Below are 20,276 nucleotides of genomic sequence, written 5' to 3'. Positions count from 1 at the left end.
TAAGAATGGCAATCGCAATATTAGTATCCAGTAGATACCCTTTACTCATAAATCCCAGTCCTCACGTGACTTGTTAACCTCTTCAAGAAGTTCTTTCCCTCGCTCTGGTGTTAACGAACCGGCTGCCTCCAAAAGATCATCAATGGAGTAATCGTCTTCTTGAACTTCCACTGTCTGCATCTCAAGGTCAATCAATACACGCGAATTATTAATATTGAGTTTTTGAAGGATGGACTTTATTTCACTCGCTGCTTGTTCATCCATTTTTTTGGGGATCATTTCTATCCCTCCATTGTCATACTCGATTAAATCTCAACGTGCCGATACGAAGTCGATATCTTTACTTTCATCCGCCACCACTTCACCATAATTCAAGCCGCGGATTCCATCGGTTCACCCGCCCGCCAGATAGCCTAAAATCTGCCCGTCCACCTGCAACCTGTCCCCACGCCAACCTTCCGACCCTTCAGCCTCAGTTCGGGGCGGCTGCAGTTGATTCGCGGAGGACGATTTCTCCCGCGAGCAGAATCTTCTCCTTCGGGCCGTCCGGGTGGGCGATTCTCCAGAGCAACGTTTCGACCGATCGCTGACCCAGCGCTTCCTTGTTGACGTGCACCGTGCTTAAAGTCGGCGAAGACAATCCGGCATCCTCGATGTTATCGAATCCCGTCACCGACACTTGTCCCGGGACATCGATCCCCATACGCATAAGTACGGTCATGACGCAGATCGCTATGGAATCGTTCGCGCATACCAAAGCCGTCGGTAGCTCGCCTCTTCCCTGATCTTCACGTAAAATTCGCTCGATCTGCTCCGTCATCTCCGAGCGGTTAACCCCCTCAAACTGTAGCAGTTCCTTGTTCTGCGCATGCTCCACGTTCTGTTCCTCCAACATCGAACGGAAACCGAGCCAACGATCGTAGAAGCTGCGCGAATAACGGATATTGCCGACGAATTGCAGCTTGCGATGCCCGTTGCCAAGCAAATAATTCGTAGCTCTCCGGACGCACTCATAGTTGTTCATGAACAGAACGTCCGAGGGAATAAGCGAATCCTCATGGTCAACGAGTACGAAAGGAATTCCTAAGTTGCGAACTTCGAGCAGCAATTGGTTGGAGATGAGCCCCACGCCGATTAAACCCAATACCGCCTCCGGGTTAATCAGCCTCGAGAAATTATCGGTGACATGTTCGGTTACGATCATCATGCCCAGATGATTTTCCTCCAGACCCGTCGTGATCCCGTCGATGATCCGTCCCCAGAAGCTCGACTGCCGGTTCTGCTCCCGAACGTTCGGAATGAGTACGATAATCGTATTCCGTTCGGACGAGGGAGGTTTGTTCGGGATATTGCGGCTAACGATAGGCTTATTGCGTTTCTGAGAGAAATAACCGAGCTGCGTTGCCGCCTGAATGATCTTCTCCCGGGTATCCGGACTGACCCCGGATTTGCCCGAGAGCGCTTTGGACACGGCGAACTTGGATACGTTCACGTGGTCGGCTATCTGTTGCATCGTTACTTTTTTCGACATGATCTCTTTCACTCCGCCCATTCGAATCGACGATAATAACAAATTCTTTTGTTATCATAACATACCCGTTTCGTTAGCGGTACTTTTCGGCAGCGGTACTCTCCGTAAGAGGTACTCTTCGTCGCCGAACGAACCGATCCAGCTTATTTGACGGCTCCATTCGTAACCCCGGCGAAAATGTAACGTTGGAGGAACAAGAAGATCAGCACGGTCGGGATAAAAATAATGAGAATGCCAGCGGAAATCACGTTAAGCTGCGCCGCATTCGGACCGACGAAGCTGTAAATGGCCGTTGAGACGACTTTGAGCTTCTGCGACGGCATGTATAAGTACGGCGTGTAAAAGTCGTTGTAGATCGAAATTGTCTTCAGGATGATTAAGGTAGCGGTGGCGGGAGCGAGCAACGGGAAAATAATCGAGCGATAGATTTTGAATAACGACGCTCCCTCTACCATCGCGTTCTCGTCGAGATCCTTCGGAATGCTCGCGACGAATTGCAAGTAAATCACGATCTGCAGCACGTCGGCGCCTAAATACAGCAACATCGGAGCTTTGATCGTGTTATACACGCCAAGCGCCTTAATGACGCTAAACGTAGCCACTTGCGTCGTGACTAGCGGGATCACCTGAGCGATCAGATACAAAGCCATAATGGGCTTCTTCAAAGCGAAGTCGAAGCGACCGAGCGCGTAAGCCACCATCGTTCCGATAATGACATTCCCCGTTAGCGATACGGCCAAGATGACGAATATATTCTGAAAACCGAGCCCGAGCTTGCCGACTTTGAAGACCCGTTGAAAATTTTCGAAGTTAAAGAAGTCATGCGGGAGGCTCAGCCCGGATTGATAGAATTCGACCTTTGTTTTGAAAGCGCCGACGAAGACCGAATAAATCGGGAAAAATACGATGATGACGGCAACGAGTAAAGTAAAGTATTTGAAGGCTTGGACGTAACCCGGAGTTTTTACCATCGTCAATGATCCCCCCTGAACAGCACTTTTCTCTGGATGAAAATAAAGAATAGTACGATGAAGAGCAGCACGACGGCCATCGCGGACGCCAATCCGAAATTCTCGAATTTGAATGCCATATCGACCGTCTGTATGACGAAGGTAGAAGTACCGTTAGCCCCGAGCATCATAATAAACGGAATATCGAACGCCTCAAGCGCTCCGGTCAAGGTGAGAATCAGCATCAGCTCGATGACTCTGCGCAGGCTAGGCAACGTAATGAACCGGAACGATTGCCAACTGGACGCGCCGTCGATCGTCGAAGCCTCGTACAAATCCTTAGGAATCGACTGCAAAGCGCCGAGAAAGATAACCATGCTGAGCCCGAAATACTTCCACATCGAAATGAACGCCAAGGAAAAATTCACGAGGTGGGGGTTTCCCAGCCACAGCTGCTGCCAGGACTCCAGCCCGATCGCACCCAAGAACACGTTAAGAGAGCCGTATTCGGCATGGTATAGATTCTTAAACATAATTACGGTCGCGACGCTATGCAGAACGTACGGCAGGAAAAGCAGAACCCTAAAGACGTACTTCCCGCGCAGCCGTCCGTTAAGGACGATCGCGAAATAAAGCGCGATCGCGGTTTGCAGAACTCCGCCGCCGAAATAGTACAAATTGTTCTTGAACGCGCCGAAGATTTCCGGTCTCATAAGAATTTCCTTGTAGTTCGCGAATCCGATCCAGGTCTGATCGTAACCTAACCCGTCCCAATCCGTTAGGCTGAAGTAAAACAAAGCCGCCGCCGGATACAACGAGAACGCGCACAACAACGCGACGGGAATGGTAAGAAACCCGAACAGGATGATGTATTTCTGCGTTTTATAGCTGATGTTCATCCTTAAATCCCCCTAATCCTGATTCGTCTATTTAATCGAACGTCCATTAAGCAAACGCTTTCAGTATGATTATAGCGGGTTTTGTTATTTAATTTAAGGTGTTGTGTTTGTTTTAATTGTCTTCAATTTAGATAATATTCACCTAACACGATCCTTGAATTCTTTCGGGGTACATCCGACAACCTTCTTGAACACTTTGTTGAAATAAGCCGGATCCGCGTATCCGACCCTCTCTCCGACCTCGTACGTTTTCAACGCGTTCTTCTCCCTAAGCCAGTCTTTCGCGCGATCGATCCGCACCGAGATCAAGAAATCGGTAATCGTCTCCCCGGTCTCGGTCTTGAACAGCTTGCTTAAATAACTAGGAGTCAAGTACACTTCCTCCGCGAGTTTGTTCAGTTCCAGCTCCTCCGAGAAATGCTGATGAATATACTGCTTTACGGTTTCGACTACCCGATTCTCCTGCCGGGACTGACGCAACAGAACGAACAGCTTGTCCACTTCCCCGAGGAAATAGGACGAGAATATTTCCTTGTTTCCGTAATGCCCCGGTTCGCAGGAAACGCTCCTTTCCTCCTGTTCGTTCCTTTGCTCCGGCATATACCTACCGATTAGCGCCAACACCGTCTCGCAGCCTTCGCGCAGTTCATTCCAACCCGGCATAAGCGCTATACATTGCCGAAACCACCGTTGAACGGCTTCCTGAGCTTTAACATAATCGGATAAAGCCATCTCTTCTTGGAATTCGCTATCCAACAAAACAAGCAAATGCTTGATGGAATGTGGCTTCCGCGATTTTCTAGCGTAATCGGAGAATGCCCGCTTGCCCGCATCGTACCAAGCTTGTTGCATCGCTTGATCGCCTTGGCGGAACGCTTCGCGCAGCCAAGTCGTACCGCGAAACACATCGCTGCCGCCTATACGCGCTTCTTGGTTAACGGGCAATCGGTGCAGCAGCGTCTGACCTAGCTCTCTCACCCGATCCGCATGCTCGGAGTTATGTATTCCTACAATCAGGATCATTCGCTCGTCCCATTCCAGCAGAACCGATTTCGGTAACCATGCCGCGGTTACCGAGCTCATCTGCTCGTGCGACATTCGCGGGTTTCCGCGCAGCACGAACACGGCATAAGCGTCTTGAAACAACGGCCATTGCTCCAATTGACGGCAAGCTTCCAGCCTTATATGCTTGGGCAACGATTCCGCATCATTGAACAGCAATAGCTTCAGCCGCTCATCCTGATTTTCTTTGATCATCGCATATTCCTGTTCCAGCTTATCTCTCACTTGATAGAGCATTTTCGCAAGCTCTGCTTTGTCGACGGGCTTCAGTAAATAATCTTGGACTCCGAAGCGAAGCGCTTGCCGGGCAAAGATAAAATCGTCGAACCCGCTAATAATCGCGAGTTTCAATCCGGGATATCGGGCCTGCAACTTCTCTATAAGCTCTAATCCGTTCATGACCGGCATCTTGATATCCGTAATGACGAGATCTACCGATATCGCATCGATTCCCGCCAACAATTCCTGAGCCCCCGCGAAGATGCCGGTCACATGAAATTCTCTGCCCGCTTGAGTGATCAGCTTGGCCAGCCCTTTACGGATTCTTTCTTCATCGTCTACGACGACTATGTTAACCATGTCACTGATCCCCTTTCGTCATCGCGCGGGGCAGCCGAACCGTAACCGACGTCCCCGCTCCTACCGCGCTTTCGATGCTTATTCCATAGTTTTCGCCGAACAACAGCTTTAATCTCTCGTGCACGTTGCGCAATCCGATGCCTCGACCGTTGTTCTCATGCGCTGTCTTAGGTTCGTTTAACCTTCTTCGCAGACGAGTCAGATCGGCCTCCGACATTCCGACCCCGTCGTCCGTAATCGTAAACAGATGATCCGTCCCCGCCTGCTCATGAACTAACCGAATGATCATGGCGGGCTTGGACTCATCCATGCCATGATAGAGCGCGTTCTCCACGATCGGTTGAAAAAGAAGCTTCATGACGGGCAAATCGGGATCGGTTACGTTAACGATCTCCAGCACGAACCGATTGCCATATCGATAATTAAGCAGTTGCATGTACATGTTCAGATGCTCAAGCTCCATTCTAAGAGGTACCTTCTCCGTTCCGGTCCCCATTCCGTATCGAAGCAGTTTCCCGAGCAGCTGCGTCATGTCGCTCACTTCGACGTCATCGTTAATGACGGCGGTCATGCGAATCGATTCCAAGGTGTTATAGATGAAGTGCGGGTTGATCTGGTTCTGTAACGCTTCGAGCTCCGCTTCCTTCTTGCGTTGACCGGCCATATACACGTCCTCTACCAAGCTCTTGACGCGTACGATCATCCGGTTGAAGGCGCTGCCGACTAACCCGATCTCGTCTCTTCTTCTTACAGGGAACGTAACGTCGAGGTTACCCGTTTGGACGACCTTCATCATGCGTACGAGAGACCGCAGCGGTTTCGTTAACGTAAACGTGAAAATAAGCGAGATCAACAAGGCGAAGCCGATAATCAATACCGCCGATACTAACGTGAACCCTCGAATTCTAAGCGCGTCCCCCATCAATTCTTTTTCCGGGATCGTAATGAAGATTTTCCAACCCGTATTCCGCGATTGCTCATAGATCGTCAGAACGTGCTTGCCGTCTATTGTCGTATGGAAGCTGCCTTCTTCCCCCGATGCTTGGAGCATGTCGCCTGGATTCATGTTCTGCCCTAAATATTTCTTCTCGCTGTCGTAGACGACCCGCCCCGTATGATCGACGATCAACGTCGTTCCGTGCGTCGCTTTGTCCAGATCCTTGACGATGTTCTCGATCACGATGATATTGGCGTCTACGGCGATCAGTCCCAGAGATTCGTAAGTCGTATCGATGATCTCCCGAACGATCGTGAAGACGTAACGGCTACCCGTCGTATTCCCGCTTACCTCTTGCGTGCTGACCAGGACGGGATAGCCGTGGGCATCGTAGGCGAGCTTCCTCCATTCCGGGTACACCGATTTCAAGTCCGGACGCACGCCGCCGCTCTTCGTCACGAAGTAAGAATGTCCGTAACGATCGAACAGATAGACCGTGTTGGCGCCGTTCTTAATGTTGTTCAGAAAATAAATACTGCCTTCCACGCGCCTGAGCAACTGGAGTTGTTCGTCCGAAAGCGCCGTCCTTCCGGCGTTCAAATCCGTGCCGATATCCTTAGACTTCATGGGAAGGCTTTCATAATAGCGGTTAGATTCCTTCAAACCGGATTTAATCTCCGCTAAGTACGAAGGAATGATCGAGATTTTTTTCATATCTTCCATGTAGTCATCCAATTTACTGATCATAAGATCCGATACTTGGGAAACATAGGTGACCGTATTGCGTTCGATGGAGTCCGTGTAACGTTGGGCGGAAATATAACTAAGCACACCTATGGGCAAAATAATCAAAAACAAAAAGACGACGAACAGCTTCCCTTCCATTCTGTCCGCCGGCCAAGTCAGTCTCTTCTTTACCCCGCGCCAAAATCCGTTCATCCCCCGACGCTCCTTCATCTATAGGCAACAAAAGGCGATCTCGCCTCTAGGAGAGTCACCTTTCCGTTTGTCGGTATCAGTTTATCATAATTTTATGCTAACAAATATGATTATCCACTAACTTGATCACGCATGTTAAAATGTTAGAAAGAGGGGGACGATCATCATGGAGCTACTGAAGAATAAAATCATAGAAGAAGGACTCGTACTTAGCGATCAGGTACTGAAAGTTGATTCGTTCCTGAATCACCAAGTCGACCCCCGACTCATGCGGGAGATCGGCCGAACGTTCGCAAGCCTGTTCTCGGAATCCGGTATTACGAAGATCGTAACGATAGAATCGTCCGGAATCGCTCCGGCTGTTATGACGGGGCTCGATCTTGACGTTCCGGTCATATTCGCTCGTAAAAGAAAATCGCTAACGTTGCAGGACGACTTATATACGGAGAAGGTCTATTCGTTTACGAAGAAGGAAGAAAGCGAAGTATCCGTTTCGAGGAAATTGCTGTCGCAGGGCGATCGAGTGCTGCTCATAGACGACTTCTTAGCTAACGGAGAGGCGGCATTAGCGATGGCCAGAATCGTTGAACAAGCGGGCGCGACGGTAGCCGGAATCGGAATCGTCATCGAGAAGGCATTCCAGAACGGCAGCGGCAAGCTGCGCGAACATGGCTATCGGGTCGAATCGTTAGCGCGCATTGCATCGTTGGAAAGCGGCTCAGTCGTATTCGCTGATTAAGCAAAAGCGGCCGTTCCGCAAGCCGTTAAATCAGCTTGAGGAACGGCCCTTATCTACGTTAAAGCTGATTACCGCGCTTCGTCGCTGCTCCGGCTGCGCATGCCCGCAAGTCCGAATAAACCTAGCAAGCCTAACCAACCCCAGTTGAAGCTTCTTTTAGCCGTCGTTTCCATCGCTCTGACCGTATGGTTCGTGCGAGTGGTCAGGTTCGTATTGTAAGGCCTGTAGGTGTTGCCGTATGGTCTGTACGTGTTCATTCTCGTCGAATCGTAAGCCCCGTAATTGCCATCGGTGCCATACATTCCATAATTGCCGGTCCCGTACGTTCCATAGTTCCCCGTGCCATACGTTCCGTAAGATCCCATACCGTTCCCGGTACCCGTACGCGTACCGTTTAAGTTGTTGTAATAGTAGCCGTTTGACGGCGTTCCGTTAGGCATCATTCGATTGGTCATTCCATTCCCCGTGCCCGGAGAATACGTCTTGTTAATGCCAGGAGTGCTAAGCGGCGTTACTCCGTCCGTCTTCGACTTGCTGACCGTCGTTTCGGCGAAAGCAGGAATCATAAGAACCATGGCAAGACACCCGAACATCATAAAGCCGACCAGAAACTTTTTCAAGCGAATAACCTCCTCGATATAATGATTTACGCTCCTTAAGGTCTCCTCGGCAAAATAAATTATTCTGCGCAAATCATCCATTTCAGCTATACTTTGAGGATAATGTAAGACATCAGACAGGAGGTGGCACATGAGTCGGCAATCGCAAGCCAAACAACCCAATCCGCTTATTCTGTCCGTTCTCGGTCTAATATGCGTTGTTTTCGGAGTTACGGATTTGTTCATCGACAGAGTATGGATCGGCATATTTCTAATTGCAGTCGGACTCCTCGTGGGGGTTAACGGAATTCGTCGTTATGCCGCATTAAAGAAACGGCTGCGCAACGGATAATAAAGAAAGAAATACCCTGGACGTGACGATAATCGCCATGCTCGGGGTATTTTTGATTATGTCCTTTGTTTTCCATTGAAGCCGAGCCATTTCAAGGAGTCCGCATAACGCTTGGGAGAAAGTCCCTCCGATTTCTTGAACAGCTTGCTGAAGTAAAACAAATCTCCGATTCCCACGCGTTCGGCAATCTGTTCCACCGTTAACGTATTTTCCCGGAGGAGCCTCTTCGCTTCCTCGAGTCTAAGATGCAACACATATTGGGCAACGCTTTGACCTGTCGCTTGCTTGAACAACGTTCCGAAATATTTAGGCGACAGCATCGCTCTGGCGGCGAGCGTCGGGAGGGTAATTTTTCCGGTATAGTTTTGTTTCATATAATGGATGGCATCCAGCATTACGTCCGCGTGAGAATGACCGATCCAGATGCCTTCTTCCGTCGTTAACTCTTGGTCGATCAACCCGATCAGATTCAGCATGGAGGACTTCAGCCCGATCTGGGCATTGGCCCTCGTATCTTGAAAGCGCGCGTTTAACTCCCTGAATGCTTCGAAAAACTGATGCACGCGGACGGGAGTCATCCGTTCCGGAATAACCATATCGATCAGTTCGGCATCAGGCCGGGCCAGCAGCCAATTCGCGTCAGGCGATGCTTCATCCGACTTTCGGTCAAGATATACTCCATAAGGTGAGAAATCCGCCGATTCCCCCAGGAATACATAGTCGAAATGTACCGCAAAGCAATGCATAGGTTCATCGTCCGAAACGAACATCTCGTTCGCTCTTTGCGGACGAATGTAGAGTAGATCGCCGGGGTTCATGACGTACGTCTTATCCTCTATTCTGAGCGACCCGCTTCCCTTCACGACATAGATGAATTCGTGATCGTAAATGTACCTTTCCGGATTATGGGCACCTGGAGGAATCACGACTTCATGAACGAAACGGACGTAGGGGGATAACGTTCTATAATCGACCCGATAAGCATTTACCATTTTCGATCACCCCATAGTTGTTCGACTTCCGTATTTTTTCCCATTATATCACGCGGCAATTCCTTTAATCATCGGGCAATCAAAGATTCGACTTTATTACAAAAAGTTGCGAAGTCTCTCCATCCCATCTTTCCTCATCGTCTTGTACGATAAGAGCGTACCCATTACGGAGGAGGAATTAGATCATGAACGCCAACACGCCAATTACGGAGAAACACGTTGATTTCTATCGCGAGAACGGATTCGTACAAGTCGATAACATGCTTACGCCGGATGAACTCGATCAATTGCGGGAATACCTTGAAGAAGCGATGCATGCCGACAGCGATCGTTCAGTGAAAACCGACAAAAAAGACGGACTTTATTATCGGGTGTTAAATCAGAAAGTCAATACGTGGAGAGATCATGGCGGAATGGGGAAATTCTCCTTTCATGATCGATTCGCGCAATCCGCTCTCGCCTTGACAGGGGCGAATGAAATTCGTTTTTTCCATGACCATGGTCTCTGGAAGATGCCTAACGACTCCAAACCGACGCCTTGGCACCAAGATACGCCTTACTGGCCGATCAATGAAGCCGACAAGGGGATGTTATCGATCTGGATCGCCCTTGACGATGTGAATGAACAAAATGGCTGCATGGCATTCATTCCTAAATCCCATAAGCTCGGCAAACTTACCGGAATCGACTTCCTCGAGCCGCAAAATATTTTCGATTACGTCGAAGGAGGCCAGCTCGATGACCGCAAACCCGTCGTCGTACCGCTTAAGGCCGGAAGCTGCACGTTTCACAATGGATTAACGTTCCATTATGCTCACGCGAATATGACCGATCGTCCCCGCAGGGCGCTCGCCATCATCTATATGCCGGACGGCATCACGTTCAGCGGTGCTGACCACGCGATTACGCACAGCTTGAATTTGGAGAAAAACTCGGCGATTAAAGGGCCTTTGTTCCCTCTTCTGGCTACTCGCGACTCGTAATTATGACGACTTATCGGCAAAACAGCAAGAAGCCGTTCCTTGAAAGGGACGGCTTCTTGACTTACTTCTATATAACTAACCCGCTCGCGGTTAGGATACGGCTTTGCCGGTTCTCTTGCAAGGCTTGCTGTTGTTCTTGCAGGTGTGGTATACCCCTCTGAAATCCAGACGGTGGTCCGTGACTTGGAAGCCATGCTCGCGCATGAGTTTTTGCTCCAAATCCTGAAGCCAATCGTCTTCGATCTCTTCCAGCGCTCCGCATACTTTGCAGATCAAGTGGTGATGCATATGCTCATGACCTTCGATACGAAGATCGAACCGGGCTACGCCGTCACCGAAATTCATTTTCTCCACGATATGCAATTCCGCGAGAAGTTCTAAGGTACGATACACCGTGGCAAGACCGATATCCGGAAATTTTGATCTCACTAACATAAATACATCTTCGGCGCTCAAATGATCTTTTTCATTCTCCAGCAGCACCTTCAGCGTAATTTCCCGTTGGGGAGTCAACTTATAGCCCTTCACCGTCAATTGCCGATTGATCTTGTCGATTTGTTCCACGATATCCATCCTACCCGAACACCTCCGCTCTTCCAAAATACATTCATTTCTTCTTAATCATAGCGGAATCGGCATAAAAAATCAAAGCTAGGATGAAAAGAGAACGGCAACCTATTCCCGAATATTCGACGGAAATCCGCTTAAGCGCGGTCGTCTTTACGAGATTAAGGTCGGACATCGAATAAGTACAGGCTCATACGCTTTCGGGAGAGTTTCGGATTAGTTGGGCTTCAACAGTCTTTATGCACATTTCCACTTTTCCCAACCAATTAGACCGCTACCAGCGGCTTTCGGTTCACTGTTCCTCGATTTTCAACAAGTTCTCCGATTTCAGCTTCTAAGAGACGTAACCTAGCAAACTTGTGCACCTAAGTGTAAATTGTACACCTAGTTTGGGGATTTTATCTTGCTCAAATGACTAAGTGTAAAACATACAATTAGTTCAAGCGAATGTTTGTAACACAGACGAAATCAATCAATCTAAGTGTAAATTTTACATTTAGAAGTTGGAAAAGAGGGCTTTAGAAGAATCTAATTGTACATTTTACACTTAAGTTTTAAGACGTGTGTGCTATTCCCATTTATTTTTTTCTATTCAGACCGATATTGCAAGAAAAGACGACACAAGGATAACCTCCCTCATGTCGCCGAATGGAGCCGGCTAAAGCAAACTCGCGTATAATCGGTTCATTTCCTCGATCGTAGCCTTGGTCGGCAGCGCGCGACCGGTTAAAGACTTGCGAAGCATTTCATTCACGATAATCCCGGCTTGTTCCTGAAATTCCGGAAAAGCCCGATTGCGCGGTCTCATGTAACTTTGCTCCATCGTCCGACGCGTCGCGGCGAAGAAGTCGCCGCTATCAGCGTTCGTCCGCTCATCCGTCCATGCCGCCGAATGTCCCGGCTGTCCCCCGGCATCGAAATATAAGGTACGCTGAACATTCGGGCTTGCCGCGAACATCGCAAACTCCGCTGCGGCCGAAATGTGCTTGGATCTGGCAGACACAGCCATCCCCACGCCTCCGAGCAAAGCGTTTTCCGGGCTCCCCGTCGTTGAAGGAATATCGGCAAACCGCAACCTGCGACCGTCGGCGACAGCCGCTCTCGCATAATTCGTATATCCGAAAGCAAGCGGAACGTATACGATCTCATCGGTTGCCGCCATCAGATCGTACATCTGGATCGGATTCGACTCTAGAGAAGACTCGTGTAACAACGGAAGCAGATCGAGCATGATCTTCAATGCCGCTTCGCCGGTTGCGTGAGGAATGCCTTCGCGTTCGTCGAAGAACGATTTTCCTCCGATATTGGCGCACAACGATAGGAAGCTGCACATCGCATCCGTCGGACAGAGCGGCCAACCGATCTTACGACCGCTGGGCAACGTGGCAGCTAGCTCGACAACATCCTTCCAATCGGTCGGCAATATCCGGTCCATGAACAGATCCGGCCGATAGGACGCCACTTGAGCGGCAGCGTCGACCGCAAGAGCCCATTGGCGGCCGTTCCAATTGTAACTGGAATGGCTAGGTCCCACGCTATTCGCTTGCTGATCCGCCATATACGATTCCGGAATCCATTCCTCCAACGCAACCAGAACTCCCTGAGAGCAGCTAATTCCGACATGAGGATGATCGATGAGAATAATGTCGTATTCCATAGCCAGTTCATCTACCGGATAATCACCGAAATCCTTAAGCGATCGCCGATCCCAAGTCAGCATCACGTCCGGTCGTCGCAGTTCCCTGAACTTCTCCGACGCGAGCAGCAACGGAGCATAACCCCGCTCGTGATTCCATGTCATTCCCTTGAGGGTGATCAACTTAGATAACCCCTTTTCCTTGCATCTCGGCAATGCTCCCGCCGTCGTAACCCAATTCCTTCAGAATTTCCTCGTTGTGTTCCCCGACCATAGGCGGATGGCGCACGATCTCGCCCGGCGTCTCGCTAAACTTGACCGGAATATTGACCGTCTTCACGTCGCCCGCGGTCGGATGCCGATAGGTGGCGAACGCCTCCAGATGAACGGCTTGCGGATCTTGTTCGACCTCGAGATGGTTTTTCACTTCCGATACCCACATGTCCCTTTCGAGCATTTTCTCCACCCAATACGCCGTCGTCTGCTTGACCACGCTTGCCTGAATGCGGAAGAACACTTCGTCCCGTTTGTCGTAAAGCGTATCGGGATCGTTATAATCGTTCAACCCTTCGTCTTCCAACACTTCCGCCAACACCGGAATCGGATTAACGGAGATGCACATATGTCCGTCGGAAGTTTGATAGATTCCGAACGGAGCCGACTGACCCGGATGCGCGATACCCGACATCGGGCGTTCGAACAGCTTACCCGAGTTAAGGGTTACCGCGAATTCCTGAAGCTGGTGGGTGATGAGACATTGGAACAGGTTGATCTCGATTTTCTGGCCTTTGCCCGTACGCTCCCGATAATAGAGGGCGGATAAGAGCCCGTATACGATGTTATAAGCGCCTAATTGATCCGCGATTCCGGTTCCGAGAGGAGTCGGCGCAGCATCCGCGCGACCGGTTAATGTCGCCAAGCCGCTCAGGGATTGAATCATAAGATCTTGTCCCGGGCGATCGACATAAGGACCGTCTTGTCCGTAGCCCGTACTGGAACAGTAGATAATCTTGGGATTGATTTTCTTCAGATCCTCGAAGCCGAAACCAAGCTTATCCATGACGCCCGGACGAAAATTTTCGATGACGAAGTCGCATTCCGCCGCCAGCTTATAAATAATTTCTTTCGCTTCGCTAGATTTGAGGTCGAGCGCAAGCGACCGCTTGTTGCGGTTGAACGCCATAAAACAAGGGGATTCCGTCCCCCCGACCCAATATTTAAGAAAGGACCATTGCCGATAGCTGTCGCCGCTGCCCTTGCGTTCGACCTTAACGACGTCTGCCCCTAGATCTCCAAGCATTTGCGTCGCGAACGGCCCTTGCAGCAAATGGGTGAAATCCAGAACCTTAATGCCTTTCAATGCCTTTTCCACGAATCTATCACCCTTTCTCTTGTCCGATTACGCCTTATCCGCTTGCCAAGCCCATCCCAATGTACGTCGTTCTCCCGCCCTCAGCCCCTCCGCATCGGCACCCGTCCATTCCGAAGACAAGGGCGAATTATAGGCATCCGAGATGCAGTTCCATGGTTCCAACGACAAGGCGTCCGCCCATTTCGGCTTGAACACGACCAGATAAGGAAAACCGCTGTCGCATTCGAAGCCGATACGTACATCGCCATCCTTCATGCTCATTTGTCTGCTTGCGGAACCTTCCGCCATCCGGAACACAAAGTGATCTACGTCCGAGGGCAGAAGATCCAACGTCATGCCATCGCTCAATTTCCCGCATAATTCCGTAGGGACAGGTGTCTGACGGTTGAGTCCGTCAGCGTCGGCGATATACTGCAGGCGGGTCGGGGCCGTGATCTCGATCTCTTCCGGCTTCCCCCGAAACTTAAAGTAAGGATGCAGTCCAAAACCGAAAGGCGCTTCTTCGTTTCCGCCGTTGAATGCTTCCAACTCCCCGGATATTCGATTGCCGGTTAATCTCCAATGCATTCTGAGCAACACCGCATGCGGATAATAAGCGCCTTGAGCCTCGGTGGCCTCGAATCGATATTCCGCAGTAGCCGATGCTCCGTTCTCGTCGTCCGCTTCAAGAGAAACGATCTGCCACTGCCGCATGCGAATTTCTCCGTGAAGGTGATATTCTCCATCATGAACCGGATAAACATAGGACTTGCCCCGGAAAGAAAACGCTCCGCCCGCTATGCGACCAGGTGGCCATAGCAGCGGTACTCCGAATTCCGAAGAGCGGGCTCCGAGCGTCGCCAAATCCGGAGGACCTTCGATCGTTTCGTGCCCTCCCAGACGGCAACGGATCAAATTGAATCCGATAGAGGGAACGATAATCGCAATCGAATCCTGCTCCCGATCCGCTAGAACGATGACGGCATGCCCTTCCCGGACATCTTCGTAAGCCTCATAACCCATTTTGACACCCCGAATGCAAGCTTATTTTCCTATGAATACGGGACTGCGCTTCTCGACGAAGGCCGCGATTCCCTCTTGCGCGTCGGCGCTGTAAAATAAGTTCGCCAGATAGGCTCTATCGTATGCTTGAGCCGTTTCCAAGCTCGCGTCTCGCCCTTCGTTTACGAGTTTCTTCAAGCCTTGGACGGCTAGCGGTGCTTTCTCCGCGATTTCCTTAGCCAATGCGGCTGCCGTCTCGAGCAGCTTTTCCGGTGCCGTCACTTGATTGACGAAACCTAGCCCCGTCCCCTCCTGCGCGGTTAAGAATCTGCCCGTCATGAGCATTTCTTTGGCCGCGTAAGGTCCGATGGCGCGAAGGGCTTTCTGCACGCCGCCGCCCCCCGGAACGAGACCTAGCTTGACTTCCGGCAACCCGAATTTCGCTTTCTCCGAGGCCACGATTAGGTCGCACGCGAGCACGATCTCGAATCCGCCGCCGAGCGCATAGCCGTTAACCGCCGCGATAACCGGCTTCGCGCATTCCTCGATCGCCCGGTACATGTCGCGTCCCTTGTTCTGGAACGAGAAAAAAGCCCCTAAGTCGAACCCGCTATATTCTTCGATATCGGCGCCCGCCATGAAGGCTTTGCCCGTTCCGGTCAAGATAACCGCGCGTACGTCCGGTCTTTCTTGAATACGACGAAAGACATCCGTTAGCTCGGCCATCATCACGCCGTTCATCGCATTCAGCTTAGCTTCGCGAAGCAACGTCAAAGTGATGACCCATCCGGTTTGTTCGACTTTGATATATTCGTAAGTTTGATCGTTCATTTCCATATCCCCCTTGCTGTCATTCGCCTCTAACCGACTGTCCGCCATCGGCCACGAACGTCTGCCCCGTAATGAACGATGCGGCATCGCTGCACAAATACAACACCAAATCGGCGATTTCCTCGGGTTGTCCGAATCTTCCTATCGGATGCGCGTCGTTCCATAGACGGATCAACGCTTCCGGATCGTCGACTTCCTCGAATATTTTCTCGTTCATCGGCGTCATGATCGTACCCGGCGCGACGGCGTTAATCCGAACGCCTTGGCCTGCGTACTGCACGGCAGCCTGCCTCGTGAAAGCAAGAATGCCTCCTTTGGACGCGCTATAGGCCGCCCAGCCCATGAAACCGTTAAGCGCCTGGGTCGACGAGCAATTCACGATAGAGCCTTTGCCTTGCTTCCGCATGTAAGGGATCGCATATTTGCAGCCGCGGAATACGCCGCCCAGATTAATATTCAGCACTTTGTGCCAATCCTCATCGCTCGTCTCGACCGCTTCCCCGGCAATGGCCACTCCGGCGTTGTTATACAGAAAATCGAGCCTGCCTCGAAGGGCATGAGCTTGCTCCATGAGCCGTTTCATTTGCTCGTCGCTTCCGACGTCAACCGGGAAGAAATGGACGTCTTTTCCTTCTTTGCGGAGCTCGTCTTCCAATGAACGGCCGCGCTTCTCGTCCAAATCCGCGATGACCGTCGTTGCGCCCGCTTCCGCGAAAGCGCGAACCGCCGCGCCGCCGATGCCCATCGAGCCGCCCGTCACGACCGCAACCTGCCCTTTAAAATGAAAATTCACGTTAGTCGCCAATCGGGAACCCCCTCTTCCAGGTATCGCTTCGAGCCTCATTAGATGGAAGCTTCGATACTTGTAATGATATCGGGTTCCCGTCGGCGACGTAACGTGACGGGTTTTACTTTTCTTCTATTCTTTTTAGGTATTTGACAGACTTCGGTGATCGGCAGGCGTTATGCCGGTCAAATCCTTGAAAATCTTGTTAAAATATTTCACGTCGGCATAACCGACCGCCTCGCTCACCTCGTATACCTTCATATGAGTCGTCTGGAGCAAATGACGGGCGCGGGCCACTCGGAGCTGCATCAAGTATTTGGTGAAAATTTCTCCTACCTCTTCCTTAAACAATCGGCTAAGGTACGAAGCGTTAACGAAAAATCTGTCGGCGAGCTTCTGCAAAGAGACTTCATCCTGAAAATGATCTTCTAAATAACGAAGAACGTCGACTATGAGCTTGCTCTTGCGATGAGTTCTGTTTAACGCGGCATTCGAGACCACATCTTTGAACTCCGCCGTTACGTATTCCCTAATCTCGTCCAACGTATCGAAAGCATAGACTTTGCCCAATCCCGACTCCGGGTTTCGATCCGATCCGGAATCCGCCGATTGATCGCGCGTCTCCCCTAAAATCTTGTTCATGTCCTGCCAGATGTCGTCCAGGTCCTGAGCCGAAACTTTATTGCGGCCGATTTCCTCGAATAAACCCGCAAGCAACGACGTCGTTTCTTCCTCATTGCCCGAGGCGACGCAATTGAACAGACGCTGCTGCAATTCCCGGTTAAACAGCTTGCGATTGTCTTCGAGCGTCAATCTTTCGTAGAACGTCGCCCGGTCGTTGCCGAAATACATTTTCATCTTGAGCGAATTCAGAGCTTCCATATAAGCATGGAATACTTCGCGCTCCGAATCGTGCTTCCCGCTGACCCCTACCGATACGGTAACCTTGATAAACCGTTTCACGCTCTCCCGGATTCGTTCGACCAAGCTCTCCGCCTCGGCCGTATCCGAGCCGGCTTCACACCAGATCGCGACTCGCTCTTCAACCCCGAACAAGTAATACTGAAGTCCGCTTTCCTTGAAATATTCTTCGACGATATTGCGGATCCCGTAATAGAGGAGCTCCATATCCCTATGGCTATACCGTTCAAGCAGAGCATACAGCCTATCGACCTCTAGCAGAATCACGACGAAACGCTCCGCTTTCCATTCGATCCCAAGCTCCTCGCGTTGTTGCCTCACGGAAATCTCATCCGCTTTCCTCCCGGAGAACCAGTTCGCAAGGAATTGCTCCCTCAGCCGATGTCGGTCTTGGTTCCACTTGGACTCCTCGGCAACCCTTCTATGGCGTTCCGCTTGCCTTTCGTTCTTCCGGCGGGCAAGCCGCAGAAATAATTGAAGCATTTCGTCATCATTAACCGGCTTCAGCAAATAATCGTTCGCATCCAGACGCATTGCCGTTCGCACGTAATCGAAATCGTCGAATCCGGTCAGCATCACCTTGGTCGTCTCCGGATGCGACGTCTGTATACGGGCCAAGAGCTGTAACCCGTCCAAGATCGGCATGCGAATATCGCACAGCAAGAAATCCACTTTCTCAGATTGCAAAATGTCGTAAGCATCTTCCCCGTTGCCAGCTTCATGAATTCGGGTAATGCCGCACAGTTTCCAATAGTCGGCTTTAACGAGCACTTCGCGCATCCAGCCTTCGTCTTCCACGATCAGTAAGCTATACATGGGTACCTCCCGCCGGCTTAGGTAAAGTCACTTCCAAAGTCGTGCCTTGATCCGGTTGGCTATAGATTTGCAATCCGTAATTTTCACCGTAATAATGCTTGATTCTGTTGTTAACGTTGCTCAGTGCGAATATCTGATTCGAGGACTGAACGCCCGAACGCAGGTATTCCCGAACTTCCTCTAAACGTTCCGATGACATGCCGAGACCATCGTCGCTTACCGTAAATACGACGTCGGCGCCTAACCGGTAGCCGGTCACCGATATCGAACCGTTCCCCTTCTTCATCTCTATCCCATGAATGATGGCGTTCTCCACGAGCGGCTGAAGCAGCAGCTTCAACACCGGCATTTCCATCAGTTCGTCTTCCACGTCGATCGTCACGTCGAATTTATCGCGATACCTGATTTTCTGAATCCGCAAGTAATACTCGATATGTTCGAGCATTTCCCTCACGGAAATCCAATCGTCCCCCTTCAAGCTATGGCGGAAGAAGTGGGATAAGGCGTAAGTCATTTCCGTTACTTCGTTTACCCCGTGAATTTTGGCAATGGAATAGATCGAGTTAAGCGTATTGTACAGAAAATGGGGGTTAATCTTCGATTGCATCAGCTTCAGCTCGAATTGTTGCTTCATCAGCTTCTCTTCGTACAAATTTCGGACGAGTTGCTGTAGGTTCTCCGTCATCGTGTTAAATCCCGAGTACAGAATACCGAATTCGTCTTTCCTCTTCTCTTCGATCTGATAATTAAAATCCTTCTTGCCGACGAATTGCTTCATCGCGTTCAATAACCGGAACATTGGACTATAGATGTTTCTCATGAACAGGAACGACAGCACGAGCGCCGCGGCGACGGCGATGGCGGCAACGGCCGCGATGTCGTTGCGCAGGTTGACGATCTCCCTGTTCCAATCTTCCCTCGGCACGAATGCCATATATTTAAACCCGGTACTCAACGAGGTGTTGAACACGACGAGCAGTTCTTTGCCTCCTACTTCCTCGGAGAAGCTGCCTTCCTTATTCTCGTCGATCAGCTTCATGTTCCGAAGAAAAGCGGGTTTCTCTCCGAAAATAACGGGAGGAAACGGCGTATCCCCACTTCCTTCCGTCTGGCTTAAGCTGCGTCCGTCGTCCGTTAGCACCAACGTCTTGATTCCGTTTTCGTTGGCGTTGATTTTTTTGATATAATCCGATATCGTGCTCTCGCTAACGTGAAGGAATAACACGCTGCCGTCGTCCGTCGGATCCAATTGGATCGGATACGTAATAAAGTTCGCTTTCCGCGTCATATACGTGAAACCCGCTTCGTTTTCCAGAAACCAATGCGGAGAATCCGCTTCCCTTTTTACCAAACCCTCGATATGCAAGACTTCGTTGTTCGGATAGAAATACATCGTCTTCTCCGACGTAAGCAGCATTCGGTTGCGGCTATTGTACAAGCTGATCGAATAGATGTTATGACCCGATATTTGCATCGAGTTCATCTCGTTCATAATTTCATTGATGATCGTAAGATCGCCGTAGTCGGACAAATCGATGTCGCGTTGCAGAAACTGCCGGTAAGCGAAATTAATGAGAAACGGAGTCACGGTATACCGCGACTCCTTAAGGACCGATTCGATGCTCTCTTCCAACGTCCGTAGATTGGTAGAGACTGAATCGCTGACTTTATCTTCGATGATCGCCGTCGAGCTCTTGTAGGTGAAGAACGAAACGACCCCGAGCGGCAAACAAATCAGGATCAGGAAATAAACGATCAGCTTGAAACGCAAACTGTGCATGTTCATGGCGTAAGAGCTCCTTT

Annotated in this window: 19 protein-coding genes; 3 read left to right on the top strand and 16 right to left on the bottom strand. The window is 50.5% G+C overall.

Features of this window, described 5'->3' with window-relative positions; all coding sequences use genetic code 11:
* Positions 1 to 45: 45 nt before the first annotated feature.
* The 6 genes from HH215_RS01825 to HH215_RS01800 form a co-directional block, all read right to left on the bottom strand.
* Positions 46 to 279 (bottom strand): hypothetical protein, encoded by a 234-nt coding sequence (locus HH215_RS01825; protein ID WP_169278349.1) that lies wholly within the window; start codon positions 277 to 279, stop codon positions 46 to 48.
* A gap of 193 nt (positions 280 to 472) precedes the next feature.
* Positions 473 to 1,531 carry a LacI family DNA-binding transcriptional regulator gene (locus HH215_RS01820; RefSeq protein WP_169278348.1) on the bottom strand — a complete coding sequence of 353 codons (1,059 nt, stop codon included), beginning with the start codon at positions 1,529 to 1,531 and terminating at the stop codon, positions 473 to 475.
* Positions 1,532 to 1,674: 143 nt separating this feature from the next.
* Positions 1,675 to 2,502, bottom strand: a complete 828-nt coding sequence (locus HH215_RS01815) for a carbohydrate ABC transporter permease (protein ID WP_169284174.1) — start codon at positions 2,500 to 2,502, stop codon at positions 1,675 to 1,677.
* A gap of 2 nt (positions 2,503 to 2,504) precedes the next feature.
* On the bottom strand, positions 2,505 to 3,380 hold the full coding sequence (locus tag HH215_RS01810) for a carbohydrate ABC transporter permease (protein ID WP_169278347.1): 876 nt from the start codon (positions 3,378 to 3,380) through the stop codon (positions 2,505 to 2,507).
* A gap of 138 nt (positions 3,381 to 3,518) precedes the next feature.
* Positions 3,519 to 5,021 carry a response regulator transcription factor gene (locus HH215_RS01805; RefSeq protein ID WP_169278346.1) on the bottom strand — a complete coding sequence of 501 codons (1,503 nt, stop codon included), beginning with the start codon at positions 5,019 to 5,021 and terminating at the stop codon, positions 3,519 to 3,521.
* Between the two features lies 1 nt (position 5,022).
* Positions 5,023 to 6,897, bottom strand: coding sequence for a sensor histidine kinase (locus tag HH215_RS01800; protein WP_169278345.1), 1,875 nt, complete (start codon positions 6,895 to 6,897; stop codon positions 5,023 to 5,025).
* Positions 6,898 to 7,063: 166 nt separating this feature from the next.
* On the opposite strand from HH215_RS01800, the gene HH215_RS01795 reads away from it, so the two are divergent.
* Positions 7,064 to 7,636 carry a xanthine phosphoribosyltransferase gene (locus HH215_RS01795; protein WP_169278344.1) on the top strand — a complete coding sequence of 191 codons (573 nt, stop codon included), beginning with the start codon at positions 7,064 to 7,066 and terminating at the stop codon, positions 7,634 to 7,636.
* 68 nt (positions 7,637 to 7,704) lie between these two features.
* On the opposite strand, the gene HH215_RS01790 is transcribed toward HH215_RS01795, so the two are convergent.
* A complete protein-coding gene (locus HH215_RS01790) occupies positions 7,705 to 8,256 on the bottom strand; it encodes a WGxxGxxG family protein (protein WP_169278343.1) in 552 nt (183 codons plus the stop codon).
* A gap of 130 nt (positions 8,257 to 8,386) precedes the next feature.
* Here HH215_RS01790 and HH215_RS01785 point away from each other — a divergent pair, with 130 nt between their 5' ends.
* On the top strand, positions 8,387 to 8,587 hold the full coding sequence (locus HH215_RS01785) for a hypothetical protein (RefSeq protein WP_169278342.1): 201 nt from the start codon (positions 8,387 to 8,389) through the stop codon (positions 8,585 to 8,587).
* 56 nt (positions 8,588 to 8,643) lie between these two features.
* Here HH215_RS01785 and HH215_RS01780 read toward each other — a convergent pair whose 3' ends face one another.
* The gene (locus HH215_RS01780) at positions 8,644 to 9,579 is read right to left on the bottom strand and encodes an AraC family transcriptional regulator (protein ID WP_169278341.1); all 936 of its coding nucleotides are present in this window, start codon (positions 9,577 to 9,579) and stop codon (positions 8,644 to 8,646) included.
* 185 nt (positions 9,580 to 9,764) lie between these two features.
* Between HH215_RS01780 and HH215_RS01775 the strand changes: the two genes are divergently transcribed.
* Positions 9,765 to 10,562: a phytanoyl-CoA dioxygenase family protein gene (locus HH215_RS01775; protein ID WP_169278340.1), complete on the top strand. Its 798-nt coding sequence runs from the start codon at positions 9,765 to 9,767 to the stop codon at positions 10,560 to 10,562.
* Between the two features lie 90 nt (positions 10,563 to 10,652).
* Here HH215_RS01775 and fur read toward each other — a convergent pair whose 3' ends face one another.
* The 8 genes from fur to HH215_RS01735 all read right to left on the bottom strand — a co-directional run bounded on the left by fur (position 10,653) and on the right by HH215_RS01735 (position 20,259).
* Complete coding sequence (gene fur / locus HH215_RS01770; protein WP_174887596.1) at positions 10,653 to 11,135, bottom strand: ferric iron uptake transcriptional regulator; 483 nt, start codon at positions 11,133 to 11,135, stop codon at positions 10,653 to 10,655.
* 652 nt (positions 11,136 to 11,787) lie between these two features.
* On the bottom strand, positions 11,788 to 12,948 hold the full coding sequence (locus HH215_RS01765; protein ID WP_169278339.1) for an extracellular solute-binding protein: 1,161 nt from the start codon (positions 12,946 to 12,948) through the stop codon (positions 11,788 to 11,790).
* Between the two features lies 1 nt (position 12,949).
* On the bottom strand, positions 12,950 to 14,137 hold the full coding sequence (locus HH215_RS01760; protein ID WP_169278338.1) for a CaiB/BaiF CoA transferase family protein: 1,188 nt from the start codon (positions 14,135 to 14,137) through the stop codon (positions 12,950 to 12,952).
* Positions 14,138 to 14,164: 27 nt separating this feature from the next.
* Positions 14,165 to 15,139: an aldose 1-epimerase gene (locus HH215_RS01755; RefSeq protein WP_169278337.1), complete on the bottom strand. Its 975-nt coding sequence runs from the start codon at positions 15,137 to 15,139 to the stop codon at positions 14,165 to 14,167.
* A gap of 21 nt (positions 15,140 to 15,160) precedes the next feature.
* Positions 15,161 to 15,949, bottom strand: coding sequence for an enoyl-CoA hydratase/isomerase family protein (locus HH215_RS01750; protein ID WP_169278336.1), 789 nt, complete (start codon positions 15,947 to 15,949; stop codon positions 15,161 to 15,163).
* 19 nt (positions 15,950 to 15,968) lie between these two features.
* Complete coding sequence (locus HH215_RS01745; protein WP_217362269.1) at positions 15,969 to 16,754, bottom strand: SDR family NAD(P)-dependent oxidoreductase; 786 nt, start codon at positions 16,752 to 16,754, stop codon at positions 15,969 to 15,971.
* Positions 16,755 to 16,877: 123 nt separating this feature from the next.
* The gene (locus tag HH215_RS01740; protein WP_169278334.1) at positions 16,878 to 18,473 is read right to left on the bottom strand and encodes a response regulator; all 1,596 of its coding nucleotides are present in this window, start codon (positions 18,471 to 18,473) and stop codon (positions 16,878 to 16,880) included.
* Positions 18,466 to 20,259, bottom strand: a complete 1,794-nt coding sequence (locus tag HH215_RS01735) for a sensor histidine kinase (protein ID WP_169278333.1) — start codon at positions 20,257 to 20,259, stop codon at positions 18,466 to 18,468. Before HH215_RS01735 ends, HH215_RS01740 begins: the two co-directional genes overlap by 8 nt.
* Positions 20,260 to 20,276 lie beyond the last annotated feature (17 nt).

It is taken from the genome of Cohnella herbarum, from assembly GCF_012849095.1.
GTDB lineage: Bacteria > Bacillota > Bacilli > Paenibacillales > Paenibacillaceae > Cohnella > Cohnella herbarum.
Note: the sequence above shows the minus strand (reverse complement) of the source record. Positions and strands in the feature narration are given on the sequence as shown.